11 protein-coding genes, 1 tRNA gene and 1 pseudogene are annotated in these 14790 nt (G+C 60.7%); 6 read left to right on the top strand and 7 right to left on the bottom strand.

What is annotated here, in order from left to right; genetic code table 11:
- Window positions 1-112: 112 nt before the first annotated feature.
- Window positions 113-3433 (top strand): DEAD/DEAH box helicase, encoded by a 3321-nt coding sequence (locus tag ACZ5MJ_RS34800; protein ID WP_464227370.1) that lies wholly within the window; start codon window positions 113-115, stop codon window positions 3431-3433.
- A 156-nt stretch (window positions 3434-3589) separates the two neighbouring features.
- Here the strand turns inward: ACZ5MJ_RS34800 and ACZ5MJ_RS34795 are convergent, their stop codons facing one another.
- Window positions 3590-4042 carry a zinc-finger-containing protein gene (locus ACZ5MJ_RS34795; RefSeq protein WP_464227519.1) on the bottom strand — a complete coding sequence of 151 codons (453 nt, stop codon included), beginning with the start codon at window positions 4040-4042 and terminating at the stop codon, window positions 3590-3592.
- Window positions 4043-4247: 205 nt separating this feature from the next.
- Between ACZ5MJ_RS34795 and ACZ5MJ_RS34790 the strand changes: the two genes are divergently transcribed.
- Window positions 4248-4445: a tetratricopeptide repeat protein gene (locus ACZ5MJ_RS34790; protein WP_464227369.1), complete on the top strand. Its 198-nt coding sequence runs from the start codon at window positions 4248-4250 to the stop codon at window positions 4443-4445.
- Between the two features lie 527 nt (window positions 4446-4972).
- Here ACZ5MJ_RS34790 and ACZ5MJ_RS34785 read toward each other — a convergent pair.
- From ACZ5MJ_RS34785 to ACZ5MJ_RS34770, 4 genes are all read right to left on the bottom strand, one after another.
- Window positions 4973-5287, bottom strand: coding sequence for an H-NS histone family protein (locus ACZ5MJ_RS34785; protein ID WP_013954362.1), 315 nt, complete (start codon window positions 5285-5287; stop codon window positions 4973-4975).
- Between the two features lie 325 nt (window positions 5288-5612).
- Window positions 5613-5686 (bottom strand) — tRNA-Arg (locus ACZ5MJ_RS34780).
- 142 nt (window positions 5687-5828) lie between these two features.
- Window positions 5829-6290 (bottom strand): fumarate hydratase, encoded by a 462-nt coding sequence (locus ACZ5MJ_RS34775; RefSeq protein ID WP_464227368.1) that lies wholly within the window; start codon window positions 6288-6290, stop codon window positions 5829-5831.
- Window positions 6291-6589: 299 nt separating this feature from the next.
- Window positions 6590-6763 carry a hypothetical protein gene (locus ACZ5MJ_RS34770; RefSeq protein ID WP_464227366.1) on the bottom strand — a complete coding sequence of 58 codons (174 nt, stop codon included), beginning with the start codon at window positions 6761-6763 and terminating at the stop codon, window positions 6590-6592.
- A gap of 186 nt (window positions 6764-6949) precedes the next feature.
- On the opposite strand from ACZ5MJ_RS34770, the gene ACZ5MJ_RS34765 reads away from it, so the two are divergent.
- The 4 genes and pseudogenes from ACZ5MJ_RS34765 (at window position 6950) to rpoD (ending at window position 11016) form a co-directional block, all read left to right on the top strand.
- A complete protein-coding gene (locus ACZ5MJ_RS34765) occupies window positions 6950-7150 on the top strand; it encodes a hypothetical protein (RefSeq protein ID WP_464227365.1) in 201 nt (66 codons plus the stop codon).
- Between the two features lie 240 nt (window positions 7151-7390).
- A pseudogene (locus tag ACZ5MJ_RS34760) lies at window positions 7391-7538 on the top strand (DUF3096 domain-containing protein).
- A gap of 423 nt (window positions 7539-7961) precedes the next feature.
- On the top strand, window positions 7962-8336 hold the full coding sequence (locus ACZ5MJ_RS34755; protein WP_464227364.1) for a PHA-granule associated protein 4: 375 nt from the start codon (window positions 7962-7964) through the stop codon (window positions 8334-8336).
- A gap of 649 nt (window positions 8337-8985) precedes the next feature.
- Window positions 8986-11016, top strand: coding sequence for an RNA polymerase sigma factor RpoD (rpoD, locus tag ACZ5MJ_RS34750; RefSeq protein ID WP_464227363.1), 2031 nt, complete (start codon window positions 8986-8988; stop codon window positions 11014-11016).
- Window positions 11017-11120: 104 nt separating this feature from the next.
- On the opposite strand, the gene ACZ5MJ_RS34745 is transcribed toward rpoD, so the two are convergent.
- Window positions 11121-11324, bottom strand: coding sequence for a cold-shock protein (locus ACZ5MJ_RS34745; RefSeq protein WP_078201785.1), 204 nt, complete (start codon window positions 11322-11324; stop codon window positions 11121-11123).
- 1855 nt (window positions 11325-13179) lie between these two features.
- Window positions 13180-13377, bottom strand: coding sequence for a hypothetical protein (locus ACZ5MJ_RS34740; RefSeq protein ID WP_464227362.1), 198 nt, complete (start codon window positions 13375-13377; stop codon window positions 13180-13182).
- Window positions 13378-14790 lie beyond the last annotated feature (1413 nt).

Genomic DNA, 14790 nt, shown 5'->3' with positions numbered 1-14790 from the left:
GCCCACCCTCCGAGACCGCCCAGCCCACGGCGGAAAGGCACCCGCTGCCTTACCAGCCGGGAGTCCAGCCGCGTAGAATGCTCCCGGCGTTGTCAACCGGCCCCTTCAGTCGATGTCTGTCTCCTACGATCCCAGGCAAATCGCGCAATGGCTGGATCCCTTCACGGTGTCCAAGGCGCGCCCCTATGCGAGTGCCGTCTCGGAGTTGCGCTGGATCGGCGAGGATACCCTGGCGGGCTTGGTGCAAGGCACCCGCACGCGCCCGTATGACGTGCGCGTGTATTTCCACGACGTCGACGACGAGATGTGGGTGGAAGCGGAATGCACCTGCCCCGTCGGGGTCGACTGCAAGCACGTGGCAGCGCTACTGATCGCGGGCTTGGCGTACCAGCCGATGCCACCGTCCACTGGCGTGCGTGCGGAACTGGTGAACTGGCTTGAAGGCTTTCGTGCCAGGCGCACGGCCGCCAATCCCGTTGCCAAGAAAAAGCCATCCAGGCCCACACATGCCCTAGCATACGTAATTGGCCAATCGTATCGCGGCTGCGAGGTGACGATTTACAAGGCACGCGTCAGCGCCGACGGCACGATTCACTCGCTTGACGATCCGTGGCAGAACGTCGAGAAGGCGCTGGTCCAGCCCCCGAAATTTGTCACTGCGGAGGATCTGCCGATCCTGCGTGGATTGTGGCTGGGCCGCTCGCAGGCCTCTTACATGGGTGGTTTTGGCCTGCAGGGCGCAACCGGTGCCATCATCCTGGAGCAACTGATGGCAACCGGACGTGCCTTTGCCTCCTTTTCCCCCGCCGGTTCGCACTATCCCGGAACGCACTGTGCACTGCACTGCGGACCCGCGCGCAGCGCACAGCTGACTTGGCAGACGCAGCCCGACAGGCGCGTGCGGCCACTCCTGCAAGCCGAACCACCCGCGACCCTGTTGCTGACGACCACGCAGCCGTGCTGGTATGTCGACGCGGATGCTGGCGAAGCCGGAGTCCTCGCCGCGCCTTGGCCATCGGAGCAACTCGCAGATTTCCTGTCCATGCCGGCCATTACGCTGGACGAGGCAGCACTCGTTGGTAATGTGCTGCGTGAAGTTGCCCCCGACCTGCCCATGCCGCCCGCGCATGAAACGGCGTCGGTGCGGAGCATCCACTGCGTGCTGGTGCCCGTACTGGCCCTGGATACATTGTCGACATGGGCCTCGTCGCAGGACTTTGCGACGGTCAGCTTCGACTACGCAGGACACAGCCTCCCCGCGCACAGCAGCACCACCCTCCTTCAAACGACCGGTGGCGAGGTCGTCCAGATCAAGCGGGACGCCGAACTTGAGCGCAAGCGTCTGACAGAGCTGCAAAAAGCCGGGTTCCGGAAAATTCGCGCCGGCCATGTCTTTGGGCCAGAACCGTTTCCGGCCGACATGCTCGGTCCCGAGGATGTCGGTGACTGGCCAAATCTCGTGAAGGCGCTGCTGCCTGGGCTTCGGGCAAACGGCTGGCGCGTCGTGATGACGGACGCGTTTCGGCACAACGTGGTTGAGATCGAAGCCATTGACGGCAACCTGCGCCAGACTGGCGATGGCTGGTTCGACGTCGAGATGGGCATCACTGTCAACGGCCGCACGGTGCGCCTGGAGCCCTTGCTGGCGGATCTCTTTCGCCGGGATTCGCGCTGGTTGTCGGGCAAGCTGGATGGCATCCCTGACGACGAAGCAATTGAGCTGAAGACCGACCGCAACGAGCGGCTTCGCCTGTGTGCCGACCGGCTGAAACCCCTCGTGCGCGTGCTGATCGACCTGTTCGACTCGCTCGGCACCGGCATGCGCATCTCCGAGTGGGATGCGGCCCGGCTCCATGCCCTGGATCAGACCGGGCGCTGGCAGTTTGACGGCGCTGCATCGATCCGGCAGCTCGCGCAGCGCCTGATGGTCGGTCCCGGGGTGGCAGACGTGCCAGTACCGCGTGGCCTGAAGGCCCAATTGCGTGCTTACCAGCGCCAGGGCCTCGCCTGGATGCAGTTCCTGCGCGAGCACGGGCTGTCCGGCGTACTGGCCGACGACATGGGCCTTGGCAAGACGATCCAGGCACTTGCGCACATCCTCACCGAAAAGGAACGTGGCCGGCTGGACCGGCCTGCGCTGATCGTCGTTCCGACGACCCTCGTGCACAACTGGCGCGAGGAAGCACAGCGCTTCACGCCGACGCTGCGCGTCCTGGATCTGCACGGTCCCCAGCGTCACGATCGCTTTGCCCAGATCGGCGAGCACGACCTCATCCTGACCACCTACGCCTTGCTGTGGCGTGACGAGGCAATCCTTGCCGGGTACGACTATCACCTGCTGCTCCTGGACGAGGCACAATACGTCAAGAACGCCGCCACCAAGTCGGCCGCGACGATTCGCGGACTGCGTGCGCGACACCGCCTCTGCCTGACGGGTACACCGCTCGAAAACCATCTCGGTGAATTGTGGGCCCAGTTTGACTTCCTGCTGCCCGGCTTTCTCGGAACCCGCCAGGACTTCACCCGACGCTGGCGCACCCCCATCGAAAAGGGCGGCGATGCCGTTCGACGCGACCTGCTCGCGCGGCGCATCCGGCCATTCATGCTGCGCCGGCGCAAGGATGAGGTGGCCACCGAGCTGCCCCCGAAGACGATGATCGTGCGCACGGTGGAGCTCGAAGGCGCGCAGCGCGATCTGTACGAGACGGTGCGCGCTGCCATGCAGGAAAAGGTGCGGGCAGCCGTCGCTGCAAAGGGCCTCGCGCGCAGCCACATCATCGTGCTGGAGGCGTTGCTCAAACTGCGCCAGGTCTGCTGCGATCCGCGGCTCGTCAAGATCAAAGAGGCGGCCCGGATCAAGGAATCGGCCAAGCTTGACTTGCTGCTGCACATGCTGCCCGAACTGATCGAGGAAGGTCGTCGGATCCTGCTGTTCTCGCAGTTCACCAGCATGCTGGATCTCATTGCGGCAGCCCTGCGAAACGCCGGCATTCCCTACGTCATGCTGACCGGGGATACCGCTGATCGCGTCACCCCGGTCGAGCGCTTCAAACAAGGCGAGGTGCCGCTTTTCCTGATCAGCCTGAAGGCCGGTGGCGTTGGCCTAAACCTGACGGCGGCTGACACCGTCATTCACTACGATCCCTGGTGGAATCCGGCCGTTGAAAATCAGGCCACCGACCGCGCTCACCGTCTTGGTCAGGACAAGCCCGTGTTCGTCTATAAGCTGATCACCGGGGGCAGCGTCGAGGAGAAAATCGTCGCGATGCAAGCGCAGAAAGCCGCGCTTGCCGAGGCGATCCTGTCGGAAGATGCCGCCGGCGCCGTCAAATTCTCCGCCGCAGACATCGAGGCGCTGTTCGAGCCGATCCCGGCTGCACCGCCCGTCGTGGCAACGACAAAGTCTCGGTCCCGCATTAGGGCCGGAACATAACAGTGCCATGCCCCAACCGCTAACGTGACTGCACTGCACGAGGGCATTCCGGCTTGCTAGCGCCAGATTTTGCACCAGAAGTACGATGACCCCATGCTTGGATCCCTGAACACCGCGAGCAGGAATTTCTGTTAGCGGAGTCCTCGTTGCCCCTCATTAGGAACCCGACGGTTCACGCTGACGTGAAGCCTGGAACTCGGCGATGAATTGGATTGCCTCTTCGCATTGCTCAAGCGAAAGGGCATGGATGCTGGGACTGTCGACTGGAATGTGGAGCGCTGCAATCAGCCACTTCATGGCTTTGCCCCGCGCCTCAAAGGCGTTGACACCGTCGCGCCGCATCTTCGCAGTGATCAAAGGCTCGAGGGCATCGTGCAGTCGGCTCTTCTTTTCGCGCAATGCCGCGTCGGCCAACCTTCCAAGCGGGGTGTGTTGCTTGCTTCGCGCACGCACGCCGATCCACGCCTGGCACGGGGAGCAGATCCACACAGGCCCGTGGTCCTCCAAATAGGGGTATGCCTCTTCTCCCACGCGGGCAAGAATCGCCTTCCCGCCGCAGTAATCGCAGAGAGGCTGAGGAGCAGCAGGTATCGGTCGGCCAACACGTATCAATTACCCTGAGTTGCTCAATGCAAGTGGGCGATTCTACGACATGGGATCGGGATCCTTCGTTCCCTACGCTGCCAACTGGTGCTCGTAGTAGGGCTGGTTCCGGTCGTCCAGGATTGCGTCGAGCGCGTCTCTCCAAAGATCGCTTCGACGAAGCCATCATGCTCTATGAGGGGGCGTTGTCCGTCCTTCCGAACGCGCGCTGTTGCATTTCAACTTGGGGGTTGCACGCGAGGATGTCGGCGCCCCGCAGTCAGCTCTGGCAGCGTTCGAGCGATGCATCGAACTTGCACCGGACGCCGCCGATGCCCACTACAACGCAGCGCGTTTGCATCTGGAACTGGTCCACTTCCAGAAGGCGCTGCGATACCTCAACGCATTCCGCAAGCTCGATCGTCCGTAATGCCAAGGCGCGGCATTATTCGACGACCAACCAACCCTGATGTGCCGCCCCAAGAGGGTCGCATAAGGCACTTATCGTAAGAGGCTCAATCGATCACTTCCACGTGAAAAAGTGATGATCGCTCCATCCTAATAAGACACGGGAGCCTTCTGCTGAAAAAAAAGCGCGTTAAATTCGGCCTAATTCAGACTTAAGCGTTTCTTGCGACGTCATATCATGCCTGAGCAGTCCTGCTACCGCCCGCTTCGCCGCCCTGGTGACGCGGGCTCTTTTTTCGGTAAAGCGAGCCTTTGCGCCAACAGTGGGCAGGCCGATTGCCTGGCGCGGGGCGACTGGGCGATACTGGGCGCGGGAAACTCACCAGTTGCCCGATTTCTTCATGGACGCGGCTCTCTGCTATCAGTCGAGAGCCGTCTTTTTTCGGTCATCGCCCGATTTGACCGCGTGTGTTGCGCGGTCCGCCGCGGGCTGGCCATTCCCATGACGAGTTGCCTGCCCCGACCCGCTCACATTGGCGTTGCAATCGCTCATTCCTGCTGGATAAGGAAACGCTCGGGCCGTTTGCCCAGCCACGCCGGCGTCCGGCCACGTCCCGACCAGGTTTTGCCGGTTTTGGGATCCATGTACTTCGGCGGCAGCGGCGCTTTCTCGGTGGCCGCGGACGCTGTACTTGCGGGTCGGCCGCGACGACGACGCGGCGCCACGTCTTCCGGCGACAGGCTATACCGAACCATTAGCTCGCGAATCTGCTCGATGACGCCTGCGACCTCAGTCGAACGCGCCTCTTCGATTTTGGCTTCCAATGCTTGCTTCTGCGCCAACAAATCCTGATAGGTTGCCATTTTTGCCTCCAAATGTTCAGTCACAATTGACTTATACGCATTCTAAAGATCATCTGCAAGGTATTCGTCCTCTACCTTCATACGGAACTTAACATTCCATTCACCTTAATGAATATTCGTATGGGCCTGTGACAGCGGTCGGCGGCGAATAAAGTGCCACGAAGATATCGTCCTCCCCAGGAATGGCGGACCTTCGCGCCGAAGCCGTAGCTCGCAGAAACGGGTACGCTCGGCGGCCTGAAATCCCATTGGGCGATGTAATGGAGCTCGGTGCAAGCGATCCGCATATAACGAAGGCTTACGCTGCTGCGCATCTGCGGTTGAATGGTGGGCCTCCCGTGAGTCGAACACGGTACCAACGGATTAGGAGTCCGCTGCCCCAACTAGGCCTAGAGGCCCATAAAGCGATAAGGGAAAAGCCGTCAGTGCCAAGTTCGCGTCGGCTTCAGCCTTTCCAGTCGTTCCGTTCAGAGCGCAAGCGGTGCGCCCATCCCGCATCAATCGGCCGGTTGGCTAATTCTCGAACCGGCCGACGCAAGAATCACGCCGACGCTTCAGGCCACGCAACAGCAGGAACCGCCTTCTTCGCCGTAACCCGCTTCTTCGTCGCAGCTTTCACGGCGGAGGTCTTCGAACCAGCTTTCGTGGCGACCTTAGTACCGGCGGCCTTCTGTGAAGCCGATTTCGTCGCAGCCGCCTTGTTGCCCCTCGCCTTCTTGACGCCTGCGGCCTTAGCCTTCTTCGCCGCGAGCTTGTCCTTTGCGGCTTGCTTTTCAAAGCGGGCCGCGGACTTTGCGGTTTCCACGGCCTGGGCAATTTCGCGCTTTGCCGCTTCAATTGCCTTCTTCGTGTCGGCGCGCAACTTCAGCAAGCGCTTCTTCGCTGCCTGAGCCTCACGGGCAAGCACGCTGGCCTTTTTCGTCGGCACCATCATCTTCTTCGAGGCAGACCTTTTCTTCGTGACTGCCTCTGCCTGAACAGCTTTTTTAGTTGCTGCGACCATGTTGATTTCCCGTTAGTCGGTTGTGGAGAGCGAAGTATAACCGCAGGGCTGGCGTACCAAATAGCGGTCTGGCTCGTCCTTGTGTCGCCACGTTTTTGCAGCCGGCGCAATTAGCGGCGGCGAAAAAGCGGCATCACGATTGAGCCAATACGGCTCTCTGGCGCAATTGGCGGGAACGACTCATCGTTCGCGCCGGCTTCTCACGTTGCCCACCCCTTCCTCTGCTGCTAGCCTGCGCGACCGGCACACCGCTACTCTCGATCATTTCGGCGCCGCCTTCCGGCGTTCAGCCGGGGGCATCACGAGGTAGCCAATCGTGTGACGATCGAGTTGAGCGAGGGGTCACCATGATCAGGCCGTAGTGGCGTGCCTGACCGCTCTTCCACATAGAAGGCTCCGAACGGAGGGTCGGAGATGAGCAGCAGGCCGCCGAAGGTAGGTGCACGCAACATCGCCTCGTTGCGTTGCTTCATGGTGCTGCGTTGCCGCATTCTTTTGGCTTGATGCCAGCGACAAAGAAGTTTATTGTGGCCGCTCGGTGTACGCTTCCCCGCCCTCCTCGCACCAATCTACCATTGCCCCGGCCACTGTCGACTGGGGAATCGAGCTCGCAGCAGCAGTAGTTCGTTTTTCCAAACCACGACAACGGAGGCCGACATATGCTAAGCCCGCATGAAATCGCCGCGCTACTGCTGCTCGGCGACGAACAAGAGATCGACGACCTCGAACCTGAGCAATTGGACACCTTGTTGGTTCACAAGCTGGTCACGATGGAGCATGGTCATGCCAGCGGCAATGCCTATCCTCGCCTGACAAGTCAGGGGCATTCGATTCTCGAAGCGGTGCGCCGAATTCGGTAGTCGGTCAGCTTGAGCCCAAAAGCAGACGACCGTCGCGGGAGAAGCCGCGAACTGGTTGATAGGCATGGCCAAGCCGTCGGACTCCGCGCCGGAAATTTGCAATCAGGAAACCAACCGTGCCATCCCGAAATATTCATGTTCTGCCGGCTGGCGACCAAAGGCTAGGCTATCGCTGTTGAAGGCACAGATGGCTCAACGACGCACTATCCGAGCCAGGAAGAAGCCATCTCGGACGGCATCATGACCATCATCACCAGCGCTGGCCCTCTCATTTCGCTGATCGCGAGGGATCCTGATTCTGGCCATGCCGCGGCTGCTTAACTACATCGTCGCCATTTACCTGATCGTCATCGGCCTGCTCGGACTATTTGGCGGACATCTGCGCTGAGTGGACGCGGTGTCCTACTTCGTTTCGGCGCCGTTTCCGACGGCCTGGTGCTAGCGAGCTACTGCCTCGACCATTCTGCCTACTTTAGGTAAGTTCACCATCTATGGGCGGTGGCCTCCTGGCGTACGGCGCCTGTGGCCGGATCCTGGTGCATTGTTCGTGTCGCATTACCGTGGCAGCGGCTAGCGCGGGCGGCTGCGTGTTGCGCCTATGATCTTTCCACCGCTTCCGCCCGCTTCCCCCCGTTCCGCGGCACCCGTCCGCAGACGTGGATCTCCAGCATTTTGCTCGGTTCAACCCTGCTCACGTGATGACCGGACCTGACAAAGATGGCCGCTCCCCGCTTACAATGCTGCTATGCAATATGGATCAGGGCTGAAGAAGCGCGAATCGCCACACGCCCTGCATGTAGTGGAGGAGAAAATGGCGACAGCTCTGGCTGCGACGAAAAGCGAGGCGCTGAAGCTCCTGGAAACATCGGGAGTAACGGTCGTGGATTTGAACTACGAGTCTGGTTGGCAAGATGCGATTGAACTTGGCCGGCTGGGCGAAAAGCTCGGCGTACACGTCCAGTATCGCGGCCATGAGAGCATTGCCGTTAGCTCCCCGGCGGCGCTCGTTGGCGGGCTGAGTCGCCCGAAGTTGACCTTCCGTCAGCGCAATCTTTACTGCCAATTTGAGCTCAGCAAGCTGCCGGCGGGTGAGCTAGAGCGCCTCGAGGCAAAGGCGGCCAGGCTTGGCGATTACATCCTCGCGGGACACCTAACGACGGGTGTAGATGCGGTGTGGTCTGGGTAACGCATCGCCAGGCGGCCTTCGTGAAGCCGAAATCAGATTCAGCTCCCCGAGTCACGCCTTGGTGCTCTGCCCCACCCCAACAGACCCGCATGGGACCGAGCACGGCCAGCGTAGTCGTACCTCGCCACTCGCCTTTCTACCGGAGCACGCCCAAAAATCTCTTTCGCGTGCTCAAGGTGGTGCCTTCTGCTCGGACAGCGTCGATGCCTTCGATTTGATCGCAGCCGGAGGCCTGAGCCTAGGCAGCCCGCCACTAGCGCTGAAAACGCGTGAGGATGCTGAGCTCGCCGAGTGCTTGAGTCCGAACGCACGGTGCCGGTCCGGGCGATTTCCGCACGTGCTCTTCGCAGAAACAGGTGATGGTATCGACCGTGCGCGCCGGTACGGGATATGCGCCTCGTCGAGCGCGGTGGCAACGAGCTCGAGCATGCTGGTGAACTGCGAGAACAGGAGAATCTTTCGGCCTTTCTCGACGAGTTCGAGCAACATCTCTACCCACCGCATATTGCGTTGCACAACGTCGTCCGGTATGCTTTATTGTTCCCCATTCTGCGCGCACCGGAATCCGCGAGAGGCATCCCGGCCTCGACCGTCCGTGCATCATTCCACGATTTCGTTCGCACCTCGACAGGCAAATGGACCTGCCGTCATGCCCGCGACGATCGTCGGCCAACCTGTCGAGGAGAATGTATTGGCAAAGCCAGTTCGCGACAATTCAGTGTCCCGCGTGAGCGCGGCTACGTCAAAAGCCGGCCGCCGCGCGTCAAAGGAGAAGACCCAGGCCGTCACAACACCGCTGGACATCGCGTCCATGGCGCGCCAGGACGAGGAGCGTCACCGCCAGATGCGCGCGCTGATCGCGCTTGGCCGTGAGCGCGGCTATCTCACCCACGCGGACATCAACGATCACCTGCCCGACAACTTTACGCAAACTGCTGCGATGGAAACGATCGTCAGCACGTTCAGCGACATGGGGGTGGCCGTGTACGAGCAGGCGCCGGACGCAGCGACGCTCCTGCTAAACGACGCAGCGGCCGCCGTGGCATCCGACGATCAGGCGGACGAGGAAGCCGAAGCTGCACTGTCGACCGTCGATTCCGAATTCGGCCGCACTACGGATCCGGTCCGAATGTACATGCGTGAAATGGGTGCCCGCGAACTGCTGACCCGCGCTGGCGAAATCGAGATCGCAAAGCGCATCGAAGACGGCCTGCAGGACATGATTCAGGCGATCGCCACGTGTCCGTCGGTCGTGTCCACGATTCTTGTCGATGCGGACCGCATCGCTGCCGGCGAACTGCGTATCGACGAACTGGTCGATGGCATCAGCGACGACGTGAACGAAAGCGAAATGACGCTGGAGTCCGAAGAAGTTGAAGTGGAAGCAGACGGCTCCGACGATGACCCAGACGGTGACGACGTTGAAATGGAAGCCGGCGATCCGGAGAAAACGAACGCGGCCCGCCTCGAACAACTCACGAACGACAGCCTTGCGGTTTTCGCGCGCGTGCGTGCGCTGTTCGCGCAGTTGCCGGATGTACCCGTTACTGGCAAAACCCGTCCCGCGGCCGTTGCGCAATTGCGCTCGGCGATCCAGCGCGAACTGGCGCCGATCCGCTTTACGGCCAGAACCATCGACCGCCTGTGCGCCAGTGTGCACGCACAGGTTACTGAGGTTCGCGCGATCGAACGCAGCATCCTGGAGATCGCCGTCGACCGTTGCGGCATGCCACGCGAGGCGTTTGTCGAGTCGTTCCCGAGCCACGAGACCGACCTTGCATGGACCAGCCGTATGGCTGCGACTTCGCGGCAATTTGGCGCGGCGCTTGAGCGACAGCTGCCGGCCATTCAGGCCGGGCAGCAGAAACTCATCAACATCGAGGCCCGGGTCTCGCTGCCACTCCAGCAGCTCAAGCAGATCAACCGCCAGATGAGTGCCGCGGAGTTGAAAATGCGGCAGGCCAAGCGGGAGCTGATCGAAGCGAATCTTCGTCTTGTCATTTCCATTGCCAAGAAATACGTGAACCGCGGCATGCAGTTCCTGGATCTGATCCAGGAAGGCAATATTGGCCTGATGAAGGCGGTGGACAAGTTCGAATACCGACGCGGCTGGAAGTTTTCGACGTACGCCACTTGGTGGGTCCGGCAGGCTGTCACGCGTGCGCTTGCCGATCAGGCGCGGACCATTCGTGTGCCGGTCCACATGATCGAGATGATCAACAAGCTGAATCGGATTTCGCGCGAATTCCTGCAACAGACGGGACAGGAAGCGCATCCCGCCGTCCTCGCCGAGCGCATGGAGATGTCCGAGGAAAAAGTGCGCAGTATCCTCAGGAGCGCGAAGCAACCGGTCTCGCTCGAGACCCCTGTGGGCGACGATGCCGACGCGACGCTCGGCGACATGATTGAGGATGTCTCTGCGAGTTCACCGACTGAGGCCGCGATTCATGCGAACATGCGCGCCACGATCGATGCGGCACTCGACGAGTTGTCGCCGCGCGAGGCCAAGGTCCTGCGGATGCGATTCGGGCTCGATACGACCTCTGACCACACGCTTGAAGAGGTCGGCAAGCAGTTCGACTTGACCCGCGAGCGGATCCGTCAGATTGAGAGCAAGGCGATGCGAAAGCTGATGCATCCCAGTCGCGCTGACAAGTTGAGGCCCTTTCTCGAGCGCTGAGCAAGGGCGAGGAGTACGCGCCCCCTTTCGATGCTCCAGACCCACAGCAATCACGCATTGGCCCGATCGCTGCCCTGACAGGACGCGTTTGCGGCGCGGAAAGCTTACAGCGGTTTGATGCTCGCTGCCTGCTTCCCCTTGGGGCCTTGCTTGACTTCAAAGCTGACCTTCTGGCCCTCCTGAAGTGATTTGAAGCCGTTTCCCTGAACCTCGGAGAAGTGCGCGAACAGGTCATCGCTGCCGTCGTCCGGCGTGATGAACCCAAAACCCTTCGCATCGTTAAACCACTTGACGGTACCTGTTGCCATGTTCTGAATGTTCCAAGGAAGCTAGTTGTAGATGACGCCATCGGCCTGCGCCAGACGTGCGGCTATCTTGTATCACAGGTGAGCCATCGCCGACAATCCGGGTTTTTCGAATGGATCCGACAAGCTGTACCCCAGTTTTGCCGGAATCCCGCATTCGTTGGGTGACTAGCAGGAGGCGAGCCAAATTCTTTCTTTTTTTCCTGTGCCCAGGCCGCTGCTCGTCCTGCTCGAGCGCCGGGCGCTGCCTGGCCGGGCCGCTCACGGTGCATCGCGCTCGCATTCCTGCAAGGAGGCTTCTTGCCAACACCGGCAGCAGAGCGCTAAGCCTCGCTAAGCCACCCTCGCCTATGCGACTGCCCGAGTTGGGTCATCCAAGTGGCGACGAAGCAAGCCAAAAATCATCGGCGTTTGCTTCCAAAATTGGACTGCCCGCCCGTGGAAGGTTTCACGCCAGCAGATCTGGCTTCCGCCTACATGCGCTGCCAATGTTGCCCCCAAGTGCCCTGCCACCCCGTGCATTCGATTTGTTCTTGCATCGGCGGCCACGCTGTCCGTGGCTCATTGTTGTTCGTCATGCTGCTCCCCAAATTGTGGGTTTCCTTGGCCGCCAACGGTGCTTTGCCGCTGACTTGACCAAGGACCCATACCTACCGCTGACCCCCCTATGCATTTCACAAAATCACAATCTGATTGAAGTATTTAACCAGATACATGGCAACCTTTTCCCCATCCTTCTAAAGTAGGGAGTCGGCGACCGAGAACAAACTGGCAGTCACAACAAGGTGAGTTATGAACACCCGACTTGACCACGGTACGCTGGTCAAGGTGCTAAACGCACGTACCCCACGTACCGAATTTCATAAGCCTCCAGCCAGTACCGTCTAGACATCGAAGCATCGATACGCACAATAGGTCCCCACCAAACGATAGGTGGGAACGTATGTCAGAGTCTGCTAACGATCAGGGGGATTCCCGTAAGGAGCCAAGGCGATGCATTGACCTTGCCCCTGTTCGACGAATCCCTTAGCCGAGGGTATCAGTAGCCCCTCCTATCCCGGGCGTGCGACGCCTAGTCCGACCCGGAATAGGAGCAAACTTGCAGTTTCGTCGCCAGGGAATCAATTATCGGTTCAGATAGATGCGGATAATTGAACGGCATTCTTCATTCTGCCGAAGACAGCTCAATCGGATCTGCGCCTTTGGTCGTGCGTCGCGCCAACCATGGGTCACGCACCTTCACGCCTCCAGTTGCTGGCAACCACAGCCGGCGGCACCGTGCCAGCCATCCCTACCACGCCGCGCTATGGGAGCGCTGCCTCTCGCTGGGACGGCTTTGCACTAGAGCGTCACTTGCTGCCCGCCGGCGCCCTGGACACCACGGTTATGCCTGTGCACTACTTGGCCATTCCGCTCCCCCCTTTGGCCTGATCGTCTTCGCGGCTGACGGCAAGGTGCCACTCGGCAATGCGAGGGCGGATATTGCCGGGGATCCAGAGCGGCTCCGGATGCCAGGCACACCATGACAAATGGCGCCTAAGCCGGCCGTTCCGGGACATGCTGGCTGCGGCCTGCAGTCCTGTCGCGGCCATCCCGGTCCAGGCCGCGCATGCCCGCGACCACAGCGACCACAGCGGACACAGCGCAAGCGTGATTGTGCTGCCGTTGCCGCCGGCCCATTGCCTGGCCAGGCAATGGCAGCGCCCTACCGCTCTGGTTGTGCCACAGGTGGTCAACAAAGGGCAGCTTACACACGGCGGCAAGACCCCGTACACGCTAACCAGGTCCACGTCCGTAGGTGGATCTATTCGCTACAACGCCACTTCGGCAGCTAAGCCCACCAGTGCGGGGCGGTGGGTTACAGCCGGATCACGATCAGCAGAACAACAACCAGTGCGGCCGGCACCGCGCACAGCACGCCGAGGAATAACGCGAAGGGCACCGAGCGGCCGTCGAGGGCGCGGGCGATCTGCCCCTGCTGGCGGGGGGCAACCTGGCTCAGGCGGCGCCGTTCGGCGGCGATTTCTGGCCGCAGGAATTTCGAGACAAGTTGCATCGAAAGCTCCGAGGTAGGTGAGCGTTCAGGAACTCCGGGCCGCCCGGATTCGCCTAGTCAGCCACGACCGGTCACGGGGATATGGGCGCGGGTGAAATGGACTCGGTGCCGGCAGCCATCTCTTCGAAGAACTCGTGGTCCTTGCACACGGTGCCTGTCAGCTCGCCGGCTGCGCTCACCGAAGTCACGTTGAGGTAAATGGTGTCGGTCGGGTAGCTGTCCGAGATCCGAGCTCCGATCGATCACTTTAACTATCAAGCCAGAGCAGGGTCGCTACTATGTCGACCCTAGTGATTCCAGGCAGATCACCCGACGTCTCCGCCTGCACTGCTAGACCCCTTCGACCTAATGAGGTGATTGTTTTGATCCTTGGCCTCGTGCTTAGATTCTGCACACGCCGAAGAAAAAAAGTATCGATCGAACGACGGACTTAGCTCAGAAAAGGTTGATTCAGACCTGAAACGCCGCGTAAATGGGCCCGCTGGCTAGCGCGCTGCGGGCCCCTTGTTTATGGCTATGTCGGAATTTGGTATTGAGCCTAGGACGCGATCGAACTGCTAACGACTCTGGCATCCCACATGCTGCGTACACCTGGCCAGGGACCGATTGTCGGCGCGGATTTCAGGTGCGCCGGAAAGGGCTTGGTCGCTTTCTCTTGGCCTGCGCGGACTGAAACCGGGCTTGGTCGAAGCCGCTGCGTTGGGTTAGGAGCTCCTCTGTCACGCCGGCTGACTGGTTATCTATAAAGGGTCGGGAAGAGCCAACTGGCGAGCGGCTGACGGACGGCGCTTGCCGGCTAGAGCGGACAGTCGACGGACCTACGTAGATCGCCGACAATAGCCGCTGGTTCGACGCCCCAAAGCCCGCAACAGTCTCAATATGCCCCAGGCATTGCTATCAGGGCCTCAAGCAGCTCTACCGTGATTCGATACTCGATTGGTCAAGTTTGCTGCATTAAATTGCGGACTCCATAAGCAACGTCAGAGCGATATCGGGGGCCAACACTTGTTTCACATCCTGCATCGGGCGATTCGAGGCTTGTGTCGCGATGGCAGACCACCATGTGACAGGTGCCGCTCCAAATTCGCGCTGAGCACCAGGATTCTTTCCCGGGTTGACCCTTGAGCGCGAAGGCCGCCGGCATGATTTGGTAGAGCGGCGAAAGGACTTACGCGGCCTGCACGCGGGTCTCTTCGAAGCCTATATCCGTACGCGATAACATGTCAGCGCTCGCGTGGTGTAAACACCCAGTTTGAGGCGGATTCGCGATTGCAATTCACCTGTTAGCCCGACGGGCCTTACGGGTTGACGCCAGTCCCATAGGCAATGACACTCAGAGCGCACCGTGGAAAATTGCAGAGCGCCCTCGCAGACTTCCCCGTAGCGGTGGCCACGAATCACGAACTGGTGCAG

Source organism: Cupriavidus sp. LA-1, assembly GCF_055385985.1.
The sequence above is the reverse complement of the archived record's forward strand: the minus strand, read 5'-3'. Positions and strand labels throughout refer to the sequence as shown.